Annotated in this window: 16 protein-coding genes; 8 read left to right on the top strand and 8 right to left on the bottom strand. The window is 72.0% G+C overall.

Annotated features, from left to right (window positions below):
- Window positions 1–40: 40 nt before the first annotated feature.
- A complete protein-coding gene (locus tag ACIP9H_RS37445; protein ID WP_401595478.1) occupies window positions 41–1,465 on the bottom strand; it encodes an ATP-binding protein in 1,425 nt (474 codons plus the stop codon).
- A complete protein-coding gene (locus ACIP9H_RS37440) occupies window positions 1,462–2,199 on the bottom strand; it encodes a response regulator transcription factor (protein ID WP_401963434.1) in 738 nt (245 codons plus the stop codon). Before ACIP9H_RS37440 ends, ACIP9H_RS37445 begins: the two co-directional genes overlap by 4 nt.
- 157 nt (window positions 2,200–2,356) lie before the next feature.
- Here ACIP9H_RS37440 and ACIP9H_RS37435 point away from each other — a divergent pair, with 157 nt between their 5' ends.
- The 3 genes from ACIP9H_RS37435 to ACIP9H_RS37425 are packed head-to-tail and all read left to right on the top strand — an operon-like array spanning window position 2,357 to window position 4,939.
- Window positions 2,357–3,721, top strand: coding sequence for a ferric reductase-like transmembrane domain-containing protein (locus ACIP9H_RS37435; protein ID WP_401595472.1), 1,365 nt, complete (start codon window positions 2,357–2,359; stop codon window positions 3,719–3,721).
- Window positions 3,722–3,732: 11 nt separating this feature from the next.
- Window positions 3,733–4,179 carry an FMN-binding protein gene (locus tag ACIP9H_RS37430; protein WP_401595469.1) on the top strand — a complete coding sequence of 149 codons (447 nt, stop codon included), beginning with the start codon at window positions 3,733–3,735 and terminating at the stop codon, window positions 4,177–4,179.
- A complete protein-coding gene (locus ACIP9H_RS37425) occupies window positions 4,172–4,939 on the top strand; it encodes an FAD:protein FMN transferase (RefSeq protein WP_401595466.1) in 768 nt (255 codons plus the stop codon). The genes ACIP9H_RS37430 and ACIP9H_RS37425 overlap by 8 nt, the downstream gene beginning before the upstream one ends.
- Window positions 4,940–5,028: 89 nt before the next feature.
- On the opposite strand, the gene ACIP9H_RS37420 is transcribed toward ACIP9H_RS37425, so the two are convergent.
- Genes ACIP9H_RS37420 through ACIP9H_RS37410 form a run of 3 tightly spaced genes read right to left on the bottom strand, consistent with a single transcriptional unit; the run spans window position 5,029 to window position 8,107 of the window.
- Window positions 5,029–5,589, bottom strand: coding sequence for a cation transporting ATPase C-terminal domain-containing protein (locus ACIP9H_RS37420; protein ID WP_401595463.1), 561 nt, complete (start codon window positions 5,587–5,589; stop codon window positions 5,029–5,031).
- The gene (locus ACIP9H_RS37415) at window positions 5,562–7,610 is read right to left on the bottom strand and encodes a cation-translocating P-type ATPase (RefSeq protein WP_401963431.1); all 2,049 of its coding nucleotides are present in this window, start codon (window positions 7,608–7,610) and stop codon (window positions 5,562–5,564) included. The genes ACIP9H_RS37420 and ACIP9H_RS37415 overlap by 28 nt, the downstream gene beginning before the upstream one ends.
- Window positions 7,611–7,633: 23 nt before the next feature.
- Entirely contained in the window at window positions 7,634–8,107 is a 474-nt protein-coding gene (locus ACIP9H_RS37410; RefSeq protein WP_401963429.1) for a CBS domain-containing protein, read from the bottom strand.
- 1,326 nt (window positions 8,108–9,433) lie between these two features.
- Between ACIP9H_RS37410 and ACIP9H_RS37405 the strand changes: the two genes are divergently transcribed.
- Entirely contained in the window at window positions 9,434–9,961 is a 528-nt protein-coding gene (locus tag ACIP9H_RS37405; RefSeq protein ID WP_401963427.1) for a pyridoxamine 5'-phosphate oxidase family protein, read from the top strand.
- A gap of 73 nt (window positions 9,962–10,034) precedes the next feature.
- Window positions 10,035–10,955, top strand: a complete 921-nt coding sequence (locus tag ACIP9H_RS37400) for a universal stress protein (protein WP_401595451.1) — start codon at window positions 10,035–10,037, stop codon at window positions 10,953–10,955.
- A gap of 33 nt (window positions 10,956–10,988) precedes the next feature.
- On the opposite strand, the gene ACIP9H_RS37395 is transcribed toward ACIP9H_RS37400, so the two are convergent.
- A complete protein-coding gene (locus ACIP9H_RS37395; RefSeq protein WP_401595448.1) occupies window positions 10,989–11,564 on the bottom strand; it encodes a hypothetical protein in 576 nt (191 codons plus the stop codon).
- Window positions 11,565–11,756: 192 nt separating this feature from the next.
- Here ACIP9H_RS37395 and ACIP9H_RS37390 point away from each other — a divergent pair, with 192 nt between their 5' ends.
- On the top strand, window positions 11,757–12,464 hold the full coding sequence (locus ACIP9H_RS37390; RefSeq protein ID WP_401595445.1) for a response regulator: 708 nt from the start codon (window positions 11,757–11,759) through the stop codon (window positions 12,462–12,464).
- Window positions 12,465–12,565: 101 nt separating this feature from the next.
- Window positions 12,566–13,543, top strand: a complete 978-nt coding sequence (locus tag ACIP9H_RS37385; RefSeq protein WP_401595442.1) for an Acg family FMN-binding oxidoreductase — start codon at window positions 12,566–12,568, stop codon at window positions 13,541–13,543.
- 3 nt (window positions 13,544–13,546) lie between these two features.
- On the opposite strand, the gene ACIP9H_RS37380 is transcribed toward ACIP9H_RS37385, so the two are convergent.
- Complete coding sequence (locus ACIP9H_RS37380) at window positions 13,547–15,262, bottom strand: GAF domain-containing protein (protein WP_401595439.1); 1,716 nt, start codon at window positions 15,260–15,262, stop codon at window positions 13,547–13,549.
- A 202-nt stretch (window positions 15,263–15,464) separates the two neighbouring features.
- Complete coding sequence (locus ACIP9H_RS37375; RefSeq protein WP_401595436.1) at window positions 15,465–17,165, bottom strand: SulP family inorganic anion transporter; 1,701 nt, start codon at window positions 17,163–17,165, stop codon at window positions 15,465–15,467.
- 343 nt (window positions 17,166–17,508) lie between these two features.
- On the opposite strand from ACIP9H_RS37375, the gene ACIP9H_RS37370 reads away from it, so the two are divergent.
- Window positions 17,509–17,720: hypothetical protein (locus ACIP9H_RS37370; RefSeq protein ID WP_401963424.1), on the top strand; the 212-nt coding region annotated here is incomplete at its 3' end.

Here is a 17,720-nt window from a genome sequence, read left to right as displayed (position 1 = left end):
GGCGCGGGGCGTGGCGGACCGGCGAGCCCGGGCGGCCGTCTCATGGGCGGAGCACTACGCGGAACGCGGTGTGTCCGGGGCGGCTGCTGACGTGGACGGTGCCTTGGTGGGCGGCGACGACGGCCTGGACGATGGCGAGCCCGAGTCCGGTACTGCCGGTACTGCGCGAGCGCGCCTGATCGGCGCGGACGAAACGGGTGAAGACCTCGGGCAGGAGGTCCTCGGGGATGCCCGGTCCGTCGTCACTGACGGTCAGACAGGCACCGCCCTCGTCCGAGGTGAGGGTGACCGTCACCTGGGTGCCGGGCGGGGTGTGGGTGCGGGCGTTCGCGAGCAGGTTGCCGACCGCCTGCTGTAGGCGGTGGGCGTCGCCGGTCACGGTGACGGGCTCCTCGGGGAGGTCCAGGAGCCAGCGGTGGCCGGGGCTCGCGGCGCGGGCGTCGTGGGTGGCGTCCAGGACGAGCAGGGTCAGGTCGACGTCCTCGTGTTCCAGGGGACGTCCCGCGTCGAGCCGGGCCAGGAGCAGGAGGTCGTCGACGAGGAGGGACATGCGGTGGGACTCGGACTGGATGCGTTCCAGGGCGTGGCGGATGTCGGCGGGAACGGGGCCGTTCCGACGCAGAGTGAGTTCCGCGTGGCCGCGGATGTTGGCGACGGGGGTGCGCAGCTCGTGACTGGCGTCGGCGGCGAAGTGCCGCAGGCGCTCCTCACTGGCCTGGCGGCGCACCAGGGCGTCTTCGACGTGTCCGAGCATCTGGTTGAGCGCGACCGAGACCTGTCCGACCTCGGTGCGCGGGTCGGAGTCCGGGAGGGGCTCGGGCATGGCGACGTCGCCGTCGGCCAGAGGCAGTCGCGCGACGTCCGTCGCCTGTTCGGTGACCTTGCGCAGGGGGCGCAGCGAGACCCGCACCCACAGCGCCCCCGCGATGCCCGTGGCGAGGAGCGCAGCGCCGAACACTCCGGCCTCGACGGCTTCGAGCCGGTGCAGCGTCGCCTCCACGGGGTGCAGGGGGAGCCCCGTGAGGAGGATGTCGTTGTCGTCGCCCTGAACCGCTACGACCCGGTAGCCGCCCATGGGGGAGAGGCGGATGCTGTGGCCTGTCCCGTCGACCGGGATGCGGGTGAGGGCGTGAAGGTCACCGGGGAGCAGCCGGAGGGGACGGTCCGTCGTGTCGTCGACCACCGCGGCCTGGGTGACGACGCCGTGGAGCAGCCGGGCACCGAAGGTGGCGTCGGCCTGTCCCCGGGTGTCCGGCCGGTTGTCCGCGTCAGGGGCCCTCTCGTGCTCCAGGCTGGCGGCGAAGCGGCCGCCGGCCGCCGTGAGCTGCTCGTCGAGCCGCCCTACCAGGAATCCGCGGAGGGCGAAAACGGTGGTGATGCCGACGGCCAGGCAGGCGACGGCGAGCAGGACGAGGAGACCGGCGGTGAGCTGACCGCGCAGGGTGCGCGGAGGGAGCCGTCTCATGGCGTTTCCGGCTTGAGGACGTAGCCCACCCCGCGAACGGTGTGGATCATCGGGGGGCGTCCCGTGTCGATTTTCTTGCGCAGGTAGCTGATGTAGAGCTCGACGACGTGAGCCCGGCCGCCGAAGTCGTAGGCCCAGACCCGGTCGAGGATGTGGGCCTTGGACAGCACACGGCGCGGATTGCGCATGAGGAACCGCAGGAGTTCGAACTCGGTACGGGACAGCTCGACCGCCGTACCCCCGCGGCGGACCTCCCTGGCCTCCTCGTCCATCGTGAGATCGCCGACCACGAGGAGGCCGGCGTCGGCTTCCGCGGTCATGCCGGCCCGGCGCAGCAGGCCGCGCAGCCGGGCGAGGACCTCCTCCAGGCTGTAGGGCTTGGTCACGTAGTCGTCACCGCCGGCCGTGATCCCGGCGACGCGGTCCTCGATCGCGTCGCGGGCGGTCAGGAACAGCACGCACACGCGGTGCGCGTTGCGTCGCAGTTCGCGCAGGACGTGCAGACCGTCGGCGTCGGGGAGCATCCAGTCCAGGATCACCGCATCGGGGCGGAATTCCCGTGCCGTGGCCAGTGCGGACGCCCCGTCGGCGGCCGTGCGGACCTCCCAGCCCTCGACGGTCAGGACACCGGACAGCACGTCGGTGACATCGGGTTCGTCGTCGACGACCAGAATCCGCACCGGGCTGCCGTCGGGACGTCGCAGGGCGGGGGGCGGCGTACTGCGTTCTTCCATGGTCCGTCCAGCATCTCTCGTGAGCTGCCCCCCTGTCGGCGGGGGAAGCCTCTGAGTTTCCTCTGAAACGGCGCTGCGGCCCCCGGTTCAGAGGGTACGCAGAGGTTCGGTGGTGATGCTGGGCGCGCCGACACCCGATCGAGCCCCAGGGAACTCCATGGCCACGACATCCACGAGTGCCACATACGAGGGCCGGCACGTGCAGCACCGGCGGCCGACCCGCAGCATCGTCCCGGTGCTCGCGCCGCTCGCCATCTGGGCGGGTGCCGCCGGGACCCTGATGCTGTGGTGGAGCGACACCACTTCCGTCGTCGGCGCGGTGGGCTGGCTGACCGGTGCCGGCCGCATCACCGGGCTCCTCGCCGGCTACGCATGCGCGGTCCTGCTCGCCCTGATGGCCCGGGTCCCACTCGTGGACCACGGTGTCGGTACCGACCGGCTCGCCCGCTGGCACGCGTGGGGCGGACGCTGCACCGTGTCGCTGGCCCTGGCCCACACCCTGCTGATCATCTGGGGCTACTCCCTGGCCTCGCACAGCTCCCTCGTGGGGCAGACCACGACCCTGGTCCTGGACTATCCCGACCTGCTCAAGGGCACGGCCGGTTTTCTGCTGTTCCTCGCCACAGCGGTCCTCTCTGCCCGTGCGGCCCGCCGGAGGATGAGCTACGAGACCTGGCACTACCTGCATTTCCTCACCTACCTGGCGGTTTTCCTCTCCTTCGGCCACCAGCTCTCCAACGGCGCCGACTTCGTCGGCAACCGGGCCGCCCAGGCCGCCTGGTACGCGCTGTACCTCTGTGTCGCCGCCCTGGTCGCCTGGTACCGCTTCGCCGTCCCCGTCCGGCGCGGGCTGCGCCACAGGCTCAAGGTCGTCGCCGTCCGGCCGGAGGCGCCGGGCGTCGTGTCCGTCCACCTCGGCGGTGAGCACCTGGACGAACTCGGTGGCGTCCCGGGGCAGTTCCTGCGCTGGCGCTTCCTCGCCCGCGGCCTGTGGTGGACCGCAAACCCGTACTCCCTGTCCGCCCCCGCCCACCCGCGGCACCTGCGCATCACCGTGAAGGCGGCAGGCGGCCACAGCCGGGCGCTGGCCCGGCTGACCCCCGGCACCCGTGTCTGGGCGGAAGGCCCCTACGGCGGCTTCACCGCGAACCGCCGCACCGCGGCCAAGGTGCTGCTGCTGGCGGGCGGCGTCGGCATCACACCTCTGCGGGCCCTGTTCGAGACCCTGCCGGGCCAGGTGACACTGGTCTACCGGGCACGCCGCCCCGAAGACCTCGCGCTGCGCGGCGAACTCGATGCGATAGCCGAGCGCCGTCGCGCGACCGTCCACTACGTCGTCGACACCCCGGAACGGTACTCCTCACCCCTGACGGCACAGGGGCTGACCGGTCTCGTTCCCGACCTGGCCGACCACGACGTCTACCTCTGCGGCCCCCCGCCCATGGCGGAAGCCGCTGTCCGGGCCCTGCGCGAGGCCGGCGTGCCGGCGCGCCGCATCCACCACGAGTCGTTCGCGTTCTGAGGAGAACCGCCGTGCGCCGAGCCGTCCTCACCACGACCGGGACCAGCGCCCTGATCGTTGCGCTGCTCTCCCTCAAACCCCATCATCCGGCTCCTCTGGCCGACGCTCCGGCGGCCCCCTTGCCGACCTCTTCCGCACCGCCGGCCGGACAACAGGCGGCCTCGGGCGGGACCGCTGCCACCAGTGGCACCTTCACCGGTGCTCCCATCGACACGCGATACGGGACGGTCCAGGTGGCTGCCACCCTCACCGGAGGGAAGATCACCGCTGTCCGGGTCCTCCAGGCACCCGACGAGAACGGCCGCGACCAGCAGATCGCCTTCTACGCCCTGCCGCGCCTGACCCAGGAGGCACTGGGCGCCCAAAGCGCCCACATCGACGCGGTGTCCGGCGCCAGCTACACCAGCCAGGGTTACATCCAGTCCCTGCAGAGCGCTCTGGACCAGGCCCGTGCGTGACACTGAGCAGGGTCTGCGACACGTCGAGCACGTCATGGGCACCGTCTTCTCCTTCGACATCCGGGACAGGCCCACCACCGCGATCCACCGTGCCCTCGGCGAGGCCGTCCGCCACCTGCACACCGTGGACGCGGTGTTCTCCACGTACCGGCACGACAGCGCCGTCAGCAGGCTCGGCCGCGACGAGATCCGCCTGGCCGACTGCCCGTCCGAGGTTCACGAGGTGCTCTCGCTGTGCGCCCGGGCGAACCGCGACACCGAGGGCTGGTTCAGTGCCGTGGCGGACGGCACCCTCGACCCTTCCGGCATCGTTAAGGGCTGGGCCACCGAGAACGCCTCCCGGCTGCTCCACGAGGCCGGCGCACGCCACACCTGTGTCAACGGCGGCGGTGACATCCAGGTCCGCGGCCAGGCCGCCTCCGGAACACCGTGGCGCATCGGTGTCGCCCATCCGCTGAGTCCCGCGGAGCTGGCCACAGTCGTGATCGCGAACGGAGACCTGGCCGTCGCCACCTCGGGCACCGCGGAACGCGGCGCCCACATCCTCGATCCCCATGACGGCTCTGCCGCCGCGGGGCTCGCCTCGGTCACCGTCGTCGGATCCCGCCTGACGATGACCGACGCCTACGCGACCGCGGCCTTCGCACGGGGTGAGGAATCCCGCGACTGGCTGGAATCGCTGGAAGGGTACGAGGCACTCGCCGTCCTGCCCGACGGCCGTACCTGGCGCACCTCGGGATTCGACAGGCTCGCCTCCTGAGCGGCTCTGCCGCGGGCAGTCCGCCCGGGTCCCGGCCGCACGGCGGCACAGCGGCCGCTCGCCACAGGCCCCGCGGGGCCCGGGTTCATTCAGCGGGCCGGAAACAGCCGCGTTTGGAGGCGCATCGCCAGGTATCCCAGGACGGACAGGCTGCAGGCGATGGCGAGGTCCCCCGCCGAGACGGGTTCCGTGCCCAGCAGCACAGGCAGCGGAGGCAGGCAGACACCGGCGATCTGCAACCCGAGCGCGGTGGTGACGGCCACCAGCAGGAAGGGGTTGTCCAGCGAACCGTGACGAGCTCGGGACGCCAGGGCGATACCCAGCTGGGTGGCGCCGAGAACGAGGAAGACCATGGACTGCCAGGGCCGCCCGGTCTCGCGGGCCCAGATTCCGGTGAGCAGGGTCACAGCCGTGACGAAGCACCCCAGCAGCAGGATTCGCGGCCAGAGTCCCGCCCCGAGCACGCTCTCGCCCGGTGGGCGGGGAGGCCGGTGCATGGCGGCCGGGTCCGCTGGTTCGGCGCCGAGAGCCACGCCGGAGAGTCCGTGCGTGAGCAGGTTGATCCAGAGGATCTGAGCGGGCAGCAGGGGCAACGCCATGCCCACGAAGGGACCGAGCAGCATCACGAGGATCTCGGCACTGCCCCGCACAGCCCGTAGAGCAGGAAGCGCCGCACGTTCGCGTACACCCTGCGACCCTCCTCGACGGCCGCGACGACAGTTCCCAAGTCGTCGTCGGACAGCACGAGGTCAGCGGCCTGACGAGCGACCTCGGTGCCGCGCCGCCCCATCGCCACACCGATGTCGGCCTGGCGCAGCGCGGGACCGTCGTTGACGCCGTCTCCGGTCATGGCGACGACGTGGCCTGCCGCCTGCCAGGCCTGGATGATTCCGAGTTTCTGCTCCGGGGTCGTCCGGGCATGGACGCGCGCGGCGGTGAGGTCCGTCATGGCCGCCCCGCGGTGCTCACCCGAGGTGGCCTCGTCTCCGGCCGCCGGGCCGGTGATGCCGAGCCGGGTGGCGACCGCTCGCGCGGTCAGGGGATGGTCGCCGGTGATGAGGATCGGCTTGATACCGGCGTCACGGCAGGCGGCGACGGCAGCGGCGGCTCCTGGGCGGGGCGGGTCGAGGATGGCGACCAGTCCGAGCAGGGACATCGAGTCGTCCTCCCACACCGCCGTCGTGGTGCCCCCGGTACGGGGCCGGACGGCCGTGGCGACGGCGAGTACCCGGTAGCCGTCACGGGCCAACTGCTCCGCACGCTCGGCCGCCGTGTCCCGCAGCCGGGCACCGTCGTGCAGGACCTCCGGCCGGATCATGACCTCGGGCGCTCCTTTGGATACGACCAGCAGACCGCCCTCCGACCTGCCGTGCACGGTCGTCATCCTCTTGCGGGAGCTGTCGAAGGGCACCTCCGCGACCCGCGGGGACCACCGGCCGAGGTCGGAGCGGTCGAGGCCGAGCCGGCCACCGGCCACCAGCAGTGCGGCTTCGGTGGGATCGCCCAGGGCGTGCCAAGCGATGTCCTCGTCCCGGCCGCACGGAGGTTCCAGGGACGCGTCGTTGCAGAGCATCGCCGCGCGCAGCAGGTTCGCCAGATCGGGAGCCTCGTCCGGGCCGACGGGATTGCCGTCGCGCAGTACCTGTCCGGCCGGGTCGTAGCCGCTGCCCCGTACCTCGGCCTCCCCGACCGGGGTCCACAGCCGTTCGACGGCCATGCTGCCCTCGGTGAGGGTGCCGGTCTTGTCGGTGGCGAGCACCGTGACGGATCCGAGGGTCTCGACGGCGGGCAGATGACGCACGATGGCTCGGCGGGCGGCCATCCGACGTGCGCCGAGGCCCAATCCCAGGGTGACCACGGCAGGGAGGGACTCAGGGACCGCCGCCACCGCCAGGCTGATCGCGGCCACGACCATCAGTTCCACGGGCTGCCCGCGCAGCAGTCCGAGAGCGAGGACCACCGCGCACAGAACGACGATGACAGCGGCCAGTGCACGGCCGAAGCCGGCGAGCCGGCGCTGCAACGGCGTCAAGCCGGGAGTGGCAGCGAGCAGAGAGGCGATCCTGCCGATCGCGCTTGCCTCGCCGGTGGCGGTGACCAGCATCCGGCCGCGGCCCCGCACCACAACGGTCCCCGCTCGTGCCGTGCCGCCTTCTTGCCCCGGCCCCTTCTCCACGGGGACGGACTCCCCGGTGAGGGACGACTCGTCGACGAGCAGCGCGGCGGCCTCGGTCACCTCGCCGTCCGCGGGCACGATGTCCCCCTCGCCGAGCAGCACGGCATCGCCGGGCACCACATCCGCGGAGGGAATTCGCAGCTCCGTGCCGTCGCGTACGACGCGGGCGGAGGGCGCGCTGAGCGCGGTGAGGGCGGCTACGGCATGCTCGGCCCTGACCTCCTGAGCGACTCCGACGGTGGTGTTGACGGTGATGACGAGCAGGATGACCCCGGCGTCGGGAAGGTCGCCCGTGGCGAGGGTCAGGGCCGCGGCCGCCAGCAGGACGACGATGAGCGGATCCCGCAGCTGTTGGAAGGCCCGCCGCCACAGCGCGGGCGGCGGCTTCGGAGAAACCTGGTTCGGGCCGTGCAGGGCCAGCAGCTCGTTTGCCTCCCGCTGGGACAGTCCACGGTGCCCTGTGGCGGTGGCTCCTTCGGTGGTGCCGCCGTGCACGGCGTCGCTCCCTGTCCGGCGGGTCAACCGTGGCATGCCAGTGCCGCGGCAGCTGCCGGTTGCATGCCTTCGGGGTCGGGCGGGTCCTTCAGCACCGTACGGGCCGTCGGTGCCAGCAGGTCGGTCAGGCGCTGGAAGACGTCGAGGAAGAGGTTGTCGACGGTGACCATTCCGACAAGCCGGTGGCCGTCCACCACCGGCAGTCGCCGCACGCCGGACCTGCGGAAGGCCCGATAGGCGGCGGAGACGTCGTCGGTGATGTCCACCGTCACGGCGGGAGCCGACATCAGCTCCGAGACCGGTGTGTCCGGGTCACCGCCGCTTGCGAGGCACCGCACCGCGAGATCGCGATCGGTGACGACGCCGAGCACCTGGTCCGCCTCGGTGACGAGGACCGAGCCGACCGCCGCGTCCCGCATCCGCAGGGCGGCCTGCCGGGCGGTTGCGCCGCGAGACACCGTGGCCACGGGCGCGTTCATGAATGCGGAGATCTTCATGATGCCTTCCCTGACGAGGATCGAGGACCTGGATGGCCTTGGGTGGTGCCGTCCAGGCGTCGGGGATGCAGCGGCACTGCACCGCGTGAAGGGCGGCACGCTCGGATGCGGAGGCAGGATCGGTGCCGCCGCGTCTCGTGCCTCCCAGGACGCCATGCCCTGCTATCCAGCACACCGCGTTCCGTCCGGACGCCGGGAGGGGCGATTGGTCCTGTTCGTGGGACCGGGTGGCCCATGCGGCAGGTGCCGCGGACGGAGCAGCGGGCCGGGCCGGGCCGGGCCGAACGACGTCGCCCCGCCGCGGGCCGCTGCCCATTGCGTCGCCGGTCGCACGCGAGTGCGCAGGCAGAAGCTCGTCGACCGGATGATTCCGAGCGCTCCACGGACGGGCGTCGACCGGTCCAGGCCCGTCCTCTGTTGGGGTCTTCCGCGCCCGGCCGGCGGGACAGGTCAGGCGCACGCCGGCCGGCCGTCGAGCCCAGTGGCGGGTGCGCACGGCGATCCGGAGTGGTTCCGGCAGGCCCGCCCTCGTCCAGCTGCGACCCTGTGCCCGTACGGGTGTCCGGCGCGCGACCGAGCCGGCCACCGGCGCCGGTGGCCGGCGGCGGATCAACCGCTGCGGTCACCCGATGATGCGACCGATCCTCTGGCCTCCATCGGTGACCATGACCGGGTGCTGCTCTCGTTCGGAGTGAGCGTCTCCTCGCGGTACTCGGGCGGATGCCCAGGACCGGCCCGCCCGGCAGCTCGCGGGGGCTGTGGCCTCTGTCCTTGTACGCGCACAGCACCGGTACGTGGCCGGCGCTTGGCTGCCGTGTTTTCCCGCCGAAGCTCGTGTCCGGTTGGTTTGCATCGAGTGCGGCGACTTCGAAGCCACCGGTCGCCATGTGCCGGGAACGGGGTGCCGGCAGGCCCGGACAGCCTCGGAAACGGACCCGGTAGGCCCATGCGGCGCACGACTGCCGCCCGTGATCCTGGCAGAGGGAACCCCTGCTTCCACTGACAGAGCGATGGAAGCGGCCCGCCGCCGTGAGTCCGGTCTCCCGCACCTGCGGTCCGGGGTACGTGGAGTGTGTCCTGGCAAGCACCGAGGGAGCCACTCAAGGGTGTGCTCGGTGGGCCGCGGCATTCCGCCCCGGCCGTCGGGAGCCGAGGCCCACCGAGCACCGAGGAAGGACGTGATCGGTCATGGCGGAGCACTCCACCACACCGCCGGCGGGTGCCGGTGACATCGGGCGGCGGATCGCATTGCGCCGTCACGAACTCGGCCTATCGCGGGAGGAGACGGCCGCGCGCGCCAGGATGGCTCCCGACCACCTTCGGTACGTGGAGCTCGAACCCACCGCTGCCCCGCACGGCGCGGAGCTCCGGGATCTCGCCGCGGCGCTGGACACCAGCGTTGCCGCGTTGAGCGGGAGTGCCGATCCGCCGCTCGGCCGCGGGCAGGCGGCCGGGGGCGCCGAGCTGGTCGATCTGAGCCGTCAGGAGTGCTGGGAGTTGCTGTCCACACACGGGGTGGGCAGGGTGGGCCTGCTCATGCCCGAGGGACTCACGATCCTGCCGGTCAACTACACGGTCGTCGACGGCACCATCGCGTTTCGCACCCACCCGGGGGCCACCCCCGCGGCGGTGTCGGGAACCAGGTGCGCGTTCGAGGCCGACCACGTGGACGACATGCTCGGCCAGGGCTGGAGCGTGCTGATCCGCGGTGTCGCCCGAACGGTCACCGACCCGGCAGGCGTGCGACGTCTGGCTGAACGGGCCCGCACCGGCCCGTGGGCCGGGAGCGGCCGCAACCTGTGGCTCACGATCACTCCGGGCACGGTGTCCGGGCGGCGCATCGTGATCGGCTGAGGGACCGGCACCGGGCAGCAGGTCCTCGAGTGCGGCACAGAACAGGTGAGAACGTCCGTCACAGGAGGCCGAGATGACCGGACCCCATGCCGAACACCAGCAGGCCCACCAGTCTCCCGAGGAGGTTGTGGTCGGCGTCGACGGCTCGGATTCGGCGACCAGGGCTCTCGACCGGGCCGCGGACGAAGCCGATCTGCGGTCGGCGGCTCTCCGCATCGTGCACGGGTTGCCGTGGGTCGATCCGGCCACGGTCGGCTTCGGTCTGCAGGCCGACCGCGACCGTCCGCCCGTCGAGGCGGCCCGCAGCCTCCTGGAGTTGGCCGCCCTGCGCGTGACCGACCGTCGCCCCGGCGTGCCGATCGCGCGAGAGCTGTCGGCCGAACCGGCGGCGACGGCGCTGGCCCGTTTGAGCCGGACCGCGTCGCTGACGGTCATCGGCACGCGTGGTCTCGGTGGATTCGCCGGACTGCTCCTGGGTTCGGTCGGACTTCGGGTGGCCGCCCGTACGGCGGGCCCCCTGCTGGTGGTCCGCAGTGAGGATGCGGCCGCGCGACGCGGGCTGCGGCACGACAAGGTGCTGCTCGGACTCAAGGACGACGGTGATGCCGGGGCCGTCCGTTTCGCCTTCGAAGAGGCCACGCGGCGCGGCTCCCGCCTGAGGGTGCTGCACACATGGACCCGCCCGCTGGTACGGATGGGTCAGTGGCCGGTCTCACCGCGGCAGGACGTGCCGGCCCAGGCCCGTCAGCACGAGGACCTCGCCCGGTTCGCGACGGCCAAGCAGGCCGAGCAGTTCCCCGACGTCGCGGTGCGGGTACACACCGTCCCCGGCCCGGCCGCCGCCGCTCTGGTCGAGGCGAGCCGGTCGGCGGACGTGCTGGTCGTCGGCGCCCGGCGCCGGCAAGGCGACCCACTGGGAATGCGCATGGGCCCCGTGACACACGCGGTGCTCCATCACGCGCACTGCCCCGTGGTTCTCATTCCGATCGACTGAATGCCGCTACCGGTGGCACACCGGCAGGAGCGTTCAGGCCCGGCGGTGTGCCCAGGAAGGTTCGACCTCTGACCACTCCCGGTCCCAGGCATCGGCGCGACGCCTGTCGATTCGCAGCCGCACTGCCCAACGGCCCGCCAGGAGCAACGCACTCGTTCCGACGGCCCCGTAGATTCCCGACACCACCGCCTGTACCCGCGCCTGCCCGGGAGTCGGCGGGGCCACCTGCTGGATCCGACCGCCCCGGTCGACCCAGACAACGGTGATCGAACCTGCCGGGCTGTCCGAGTCCACCCGGGCGCTTCCGGTGTGCACCGAGCCATCCGGAGCGGCCCATCGCACGGGTGCTTCGACCTTGCCGCGGGAGCCCGTGTACGCGTTCGGCACGGAATGGGGGGCGTCCTTGGTCACCACGGCGGCGACCCGACGCATGTCCTGTCCCTGCCGGAGTGCGGAATCCTCCGCGCGGAATGCGGTGACTGCGCCCACCGCCGGTGCTCCGACGGCTATCAGAAAGGCTGCCGCGACCCCCGTCCACGCTGCGAGAACGTCCGATCGGCGCCGGAGCGGATTCCGCCGCTGACGCCAGAGCACCGTCGTCGCGTCCATGGCCACGCCCCCTTGTCTCGTACCGCGACGATCGCACGGGGCCGGCCGAACGCGGCAGGGGCCGAAATGGCAGACCGCAGGGGCCGTGCGGGCCGATCCCCCTGACTTCTTGGGTCCGTTCGGCCCTGGTGCGCGTACGGCTCATGGGCGACGATCGTCGGGACGGAACGCCACACAGGGCAGGGGGCCGGGATGACCGGTGCAGGGGAGTTCACACCGCAGACGCCGATCAGGGTGTTCCTGGTCGACGACCACGAGGTGGTGCGGCGTGGTCTGCACGACCTGCTCGACGCGGAGCCGGACATCGAAGTGGTCGGGGAGGCGGGGTCGGTGGACCACGCGCTGGCGCGGGGTCCGGCCCTGCGCCCCGATGTGGCGGTCCTCGATGTGCGTCTCCCGGACGGGGACGGTATCGCGGTCTGCCGCGAACTGCGTTCCCGCCTGCCGGGACTGGCCTGTCTGATGCTGACGTCGTTCGACGACGACGACGCGCTGCTGGATGCCATCATGGCCGGTGCGGCGGGCTATGTCCTCAAGCAGATCAAGGGGGCCGACCTGATTTCCGCCGTGCGGACGGTGGCTTCCGGCCAGTCGATGCTCGACCCGGCCACCACCGCTCGCTTGATGAGCAGTCTGCGCCACCAGGAGGACCCCGACACCAGCCAGGAGGACGTGACGCTGGCCGCACTGTCCCCGCGGGAACGGGAGATTCTCGAACTCATCGGTGAGGGCCTGACGAACCGCCAGATCGGCAGCCGGCTGTTCCTGTCGGAGAAGACCGTGAAGAACCACATCTCCCGGCTGCTCGCGAAACTGGGCGTCGAACGCCGCATTCAGGCCGCCGTCCTCGCCACTCAGCACCAGGGTACGGGCACGGGGGGCACCGAGCCCCGTCCTTGAGATCGGGCCACGTGGCCCCTCGCTCCGGTCCGGTCGGCCCCTACCGTCCGGCACGGCCCGGCCGGAACCTTGAGACAGGTTCCGGGTGGAGGGAGAGTGCCATGGCGACTTCGGTTCTCGACGCGGTGGTCCTGGAGAAGCTGATCTCCGCCGCGGTTGCGGCACCGTCGTTCCACAACAGTCAGCCGTGGCGTTTCCGGCTGGAGCCGGAGACCGCCACGCTTTTTGTGCGGGCCGCGGGTGAGCGGGGACTGAGGGAGGCCGACCCGATGGGCCGGGCCGTGCATCTGTCCGTCGGCGCCGCGGTGTTCAATCTGCGCGTCGCGAGCGCACACCTCGGCTGGGAACCGGTCGTCCGGCTGCTGCCGGTGCCGGCACAGCCGGACCTTTTGGCCTCCGTACGCCTGGCCGGTCCACCCCGCGCCGCTGCGGAGCACCGCGGGGACCTGTATCAGGCGCTGTGGCGCCGGCACAGCAGCCGCTCCCCGTTCTCGGCCCACCGGCCACCGGGACCCGTCCTCGCCGAGCTGACGGACTCCGCGCGCACCGAAGGCGCGGCGCTGCACCTGCCGGACGCGGACGAGACGGAGAGGCTGCTCGAGCTGACCGCGGAAGCCGAACGACGAGACGCCTCCGACGCCGCGCGCCGGACCGAGAGCCGCGGCTGGATCCGCGACGGCGCGCGGGACGGGTTGCCGACCGCAGTCCTCGGCCCGCTGGACTCCTCGGGTCGGCTGCCCGTCCGCGACTTCTCCGGGCTTCGACCCGAGAACCATGTGCCCGCCGCCGCCTTCGAACAGCGCCCGCTCATCGCCGTCCTGTCCACTGCCGACGACCGGCCCGCAGACTGGCTTCGGGCCGGTCAGGCACTGGAACGCGTACTGCTGGTCGCCACGACGCACCGGCTGCGGGCGTCGCTGCTGCACCAGGCGTTGGAGTGGCCGGACCTACGCTGGGAGCTGCGCAGTACCGGCAGCGGACCGGTCCACGTCCAGATGCTCATCAGGCTCGGCTACGGTCCCGAGGGAGCGGCGAGTCCCCGCAGGCCGGCGGCGGAGGTCCTGGAGGGGCTGCGGTGACGCCTACCTGTCGAGCGGTACCCGCCACCGCAGGAGCGCTCCGCCGCCGGCGCCTGTGCCGGCGGTGAACGATCCGCCCAGTGCGCGGGCCCGCTCAGCGAGGTTGTCCAGACCGCTGCGGCGTCCGCGGTCGGGGATGCCCATGCCGTCGTCCGTCACGGTCAGGGTGACGTCGCCGTCGGCGACGACCAGGGACACCTCCGCGGAGCTGGCTTCGGCGTGCCGGGCGGTGTTCGACAGCGCTTCGCCCAGTACGGCGACGACGTTTTCGGCGACGGGGGCCGGTACGTCGGTGTCGATCAGGCCCTCCATACGCAGGGCCGGGGTGAAGCCGAGCGTGGGCACGGCCCGTTCCACCTCGCCCGCGACCCGCACGCGCAGGCCCTTGCGCCCGGGCCCGGCGTCGTGGGCGCGTAGCCCGAAGATCGTGGATCGGATGATCTTGATGGTCTCGTCCAGGTCGTCCACCGCGCGCAGCAGCCGTTCGCTGGCCTGCGGGTGGTCGACGAAGCGGACCGCGCTCTGGAGCGTCATCCCCGTCGCGAACAGCCGCTGGATGGCCAGGTCGTGCAGGTCGCGGGCGATGCGGTCGCGGTCCTCCAGCCGGGCCAGCTGCTCGGCGGAGCGGCGTCGCTCCGCCAGTTCCATGGCCAGCGCGGCGGATCCCGCGAAGTCCGTCAGCGGGGCCGTCTCGATCTCGGTGAAGTTCGGTTCGCCCTGAGCGCGGGCCAGCAGCAGCGCCCCACGAACGCCGTGGGGGGTGCTCATGGGAACGGCCACCGCGGGCCCCAGGCCGTCGAACCGGGGCGGCCCCGCTGTGACGCGGGGGTCCCGCCCCACCTCACAGCTGGTGATCAGTTCGCCTTGCGCCATCGCGGCCCCTACGAACGACCCCTCACGCGGCAGAACGAGTCCTCGATGCGTGGCGGCGTCGATGCCGGTGGCGATGGCCATCCGGACGTCGCCCGTCCCCTCGACCGGCAGGGCCACCGCGCCGAGGTCCGCGCCCAGGATGCGCCGGCCGTGCTCGACGATCAGCTCCAGCACCCGCGACTCCTCGGCGCCGGACAGCAGACTGGCGGTGATCTCCGCGTTGGCCTCCAGCCAGCGCTGCCGGGACCGGGCCTCCTCGTACAGCCGGGCGTTGTCGATCGCGACACCTGCCGCGACCGCGAGCGTCGACAGCACGGCCTCGTCCTCGCCGTCGAACTCCTTTCCGCCGCGCTTCTCGGTCAGGTAGAGGTTCCCGAACACCTCGTTGCGGACCCGGATCGGGACGCCCAGGAAGGAGTGCATCGGCGGGTGGTCCGCCGGGAAGCCGTACGAGGCCGGGTGCTCGGAGATCTCCGCCAGCCGCAGAGGCTCGGGGTGGCGGATGAGCTCGCCCAGGATCCCGTGACCGGAAGGCAGTGGGCCGATCGACTCGACCTGATCGCCCGGGATCCCCACCGTGAGAAACTGCGACAGCGTCGCGTCTTCACCGATCACGCCGAGCGCGCCGTACTCCGCGTCCACGAGCACGACTGCGGCTTCCACGATCCGGCGCAGCACCTGCGACAGATCCAGCTCGCGCCCCACAGACAGCACGGCCTGCAGCAGGCTGTGCACACGGTCCCGCGTCCCGCGCACGGCATCGATACGGACCTGCAACTCGTCCAGCAATTCGTCCAGCTGCAGCCGCGGCAGGCGCTGCTCACCCTTGTCGGGCTCCATCCCCATGGATTCCTCCATCAGGCACGGGAGGGGGGTCTCTCCGCTTCTCAACATAGCGGCATCGGGAAGGTATCGAACGCTCTTCCGGTCAGGTAGTGGCAGTCGCCGGGGATACATGCGGGGTCAGGGGTGGTCCCGTCGCAGCGGACGGCCGACCGGCTTTCCCGGTCAAACGGTTCGGCCCGGGACCGCGAACGCAGCCGCGCTTTCAGGCGCTGTCCTGCCGTCCTCGCACCCAGGCGGCGTACGCCGACAGGGCGGTCGGCAGTGTCGGGAAGACGCGGTCCCGCCCTACCGCCTGGGTCAGGCCGTAGGCGTCCAGGTCGTCCATCAGGTCCTGCTTGACCCGGGCGAGCGCGAACACGATGTCCCGGTCGATCAGTTCGCGACGGAGAGCGTCCACCGCGTCCAGTGCGGTGATGTCGACCTCGACGTTGGCCTCGGTGTTGAGCACGAACCAGCGGACTGGCTTGTCCTGGGCGTCGACCGCGTCGAGGGCCCTGCGACGGAAGTCCTCGGCGTTGGCGAAGAACAACGGCGAGTCGTAGCGGTAGACCAGCAGGCCGGGAATCGTGCGGGCCCGCGGATAGTCGTCCACGTCGTGCATCCCGGCGAGTCCGGGGACGAGGCCCTCGATCGCATCGTGCGGACGGGCCACCCGGGACAGCATCTCGGCGACCGACAGCGCCACGGCCACCAGTACGCCGTACAGGATGTCGAGGACGAGCACACCGAGCAGGCACGCGAGGGCAAGCAGCAACTCACGGCGTCGGAAGCCGGCCAGCCGCCGGAAACCGGGCAGGTCGATCAGCCGGCAGGCGGCGAAGACGACGATCGCGGCGAGCACCGCGTCCGGCAGGCCGGACAGCAGCGGGCCCAGGAAGAGCAGCACGCTCACCACGGCCACGAAGGCCACCAGGGAGTACACCTGGCTGCGGCTGCCTGCCTGATCCCCGAGCGCGGTCCGGCTGGCGCTGCTGCTCACTGGGAAGCCGTGCAGCACACCCGCTCCGAGATTGGAGGCGCCGAGCGCCAGCAGTTCCTGATTGGGATCGAGGCCGTGTCCGGCACGTGCCGCGAAGGCCCGGGCCGTCAGGATGACATCGGTGTAGCCGACCAGCAGCACACCGACTGCCGGCAGGACCAGGCTCGGCAGGTCGTCGGGCTCCGGCAGCGACGCGCTGGGCAGGCCCGAGGGCACCTCCCCGATGACGGCGACACCGTGCCCGCGCAGTCCGAGGACGGACACCGCGACCGTGCCGAACACCACCGCCAGCAGTGGGCCGGGGGCCATCGGAGCCCAGCGCCTCACCAGGAAAAGGAAGACGAGGGCGCAGGCGCCCATGAGCACGGTGGGCGGCTGCGCCTGCGGCAGGTGCGCGACGAAAGACGCTGCCTGGGGGAAGAACGCGGCACCCGTCACGGGTACACCCGTCAGCTTCGGCAGCTGATCAACGATCATGATCATCGCCACACCCGCCAGGTAGCCGACCAGTACCGGCCGTGACAGCAGGTCCGCGACGAATCCCACCCGCGCGGCCCAGGCGACCACGGCCAGCAGGCCGACCACCACCGCCAGCGCCGCGGCCAGGACCGCGTACCGCCCGGGGTCGCCCGCGGCCAGTGGCCCGACCGCGGTCGCCGTCATGAGCGCGGTTGTCGACTCCGGACCGACGGACATCTGCCGGGACGATCCCAGCACCGCGTAGAGCACCAGGGGTGCCAGCGCCGCCCACAGTCCAGCGACCGGCGGCAGCCCGGCGAGCCCCGCGTACGCCATGACCTGCGGCACAAGGTAGGCGGCGACCGTCAGCCCGGCGAGGAGGTCACCGCGCAGCCACGACCTGCTGTACCCGGTCACGACCGCGACCCCCGGCAGCGTCCTGCGCCACGTCCGCGACTTCCGCATGCGCCCATCCTGGCCCCGGGAATGCGAGCCGGCGCAGATATTGCGACGAGCAGGCATGTCGGTACCCGTCCGGACGACTGGAGAAGGCACCTTCCCGTGGGCACTGGGGCCGGGCGGGAGCCCCGGCGGCCGTCGTGCCGCGCCACCCTCACGGCTCTCCGGCTGCCGGCTCGGACGTCGGGCCCGGCGTCCGGGCGGGAACGGGGCAGGAGCGGCCCCGGGAGTACCGTCGCAGGGGGCCACGGGGGGCCGTCCGGCCCCGGCGGTCGCCCGGCCGGCCCTACCCAACGGGCCCCGGGCGGAGACAGGCTGCAGGGAACGACCGTGACGTTCCGGAGGAGCCATGTCGTCGCACGAGATTCCCGCAGCAGAACTCGCAGCCTTGGACGCCCACTGGCGTGCCGCGAACTATCTGGCCGTCGGCCAGATCTACCTGATGGCCAATCCGCTGCTGACCGAGCCCCTGCGCCCCGAGCACATCAAGCCCCGGCTGCTCGGCCACTGGGGCACCTCACCGGGCCTGAACCTGGTGCACACCCACCTCAACCGCGTCAT

Origin of the sequence: Streptomyces sp. NPDC088732, assembly GCF_044751205.1 — a bacterium.
In the GTDB taxonomy this organism is placed as follows: Bacteria; Actinomycetota; Actinomycetes; order Streptomycetales; family Streptomycetaceae; genus Actinacidiphila.
The sequence above is the reverse complement of the archived record's forward strand: the minus strand, read 5'-3'. Positions and strand labels throughout refer to the sequence as shown.

Excerpts from the sequence above, each read along its gene's own strand:
- ACIP9H_RS37440 (WP_401963434.1), bottom strand. The coding sequence starts at position 2,199 with ATGGAAGAACGCAGTACGCCGCCCCCCGCCCTGCGACGTCCCGACGGC.
- ACIP9H_RS37385 (WP_401595442.1), top strand. The coding sequence starts at position 12,566 with ATGGCGACTTCGGTTCTCGACGCGGTGGTCCTGGAGAAGCTGATCTCC.
- ACIP9H_RS37445 (WP_401595478.1), bottom strand. The coding sequence starts at position 1,465 with ATGAGACGGCTCCCTCCGCGCACCCTGCGCGGTCAGCTCACCGCCGGT.
- ACIP9H_RS37380 (WP_401595439.1), bottom strand. The coding sequence starts at position 15,262 with ATGGGGATGGAGCCCGACAAGGGTGAGCAGCGCCTGCCGCGGCTGCAG.
- ACIP9H_RS37390 (WP_401595445.1), top strand. The coding sequence starts at position 11,757 with ATGACCGGTGCAGGGGAGTTCACACCGCAGACGCCGATCAGGGTGTTC.
- ACIP9H_RS37410 (WP_401963429.1), bottom strand. The coding sequence starts at position 8,107 with ATGAAGATCTCCGCATTCATGAACGCGCCCGTGGCCACGGTGTCTCGC.
- ACIP9H_RS37400 (WP_401595451.1), top strand. The coding sequence starts at position 10,035 with ATGACCGGACCCCATGCCGAACACCAGCAGGCCCACCAGTCTCCCGAG.
- ACIP9H_RS37395 (WP_401595448.1), bottom strand. The coding sequence starts at position 11,564 with ATGGACGCGACGACGGTGCTCTGGCGTCAGCGGCGGAATCCGCTCCGG.
- ACIP9H_RS37435 (WP_401595472.1), top strand. The coding sequence starts at position 2,357 with ATGGCCACGACATCCACGAGTGCCACATACGAGGGCCGGCACGTGCAG.
- ACIP9H_RS37375 (WP_401595436.1), bottom strand. The coding sequence starts at position 17,165 with ATGCGGAAGTCGCGGACGTGGCGCAGGACGCTGCCGGGGGTCGCGGTC.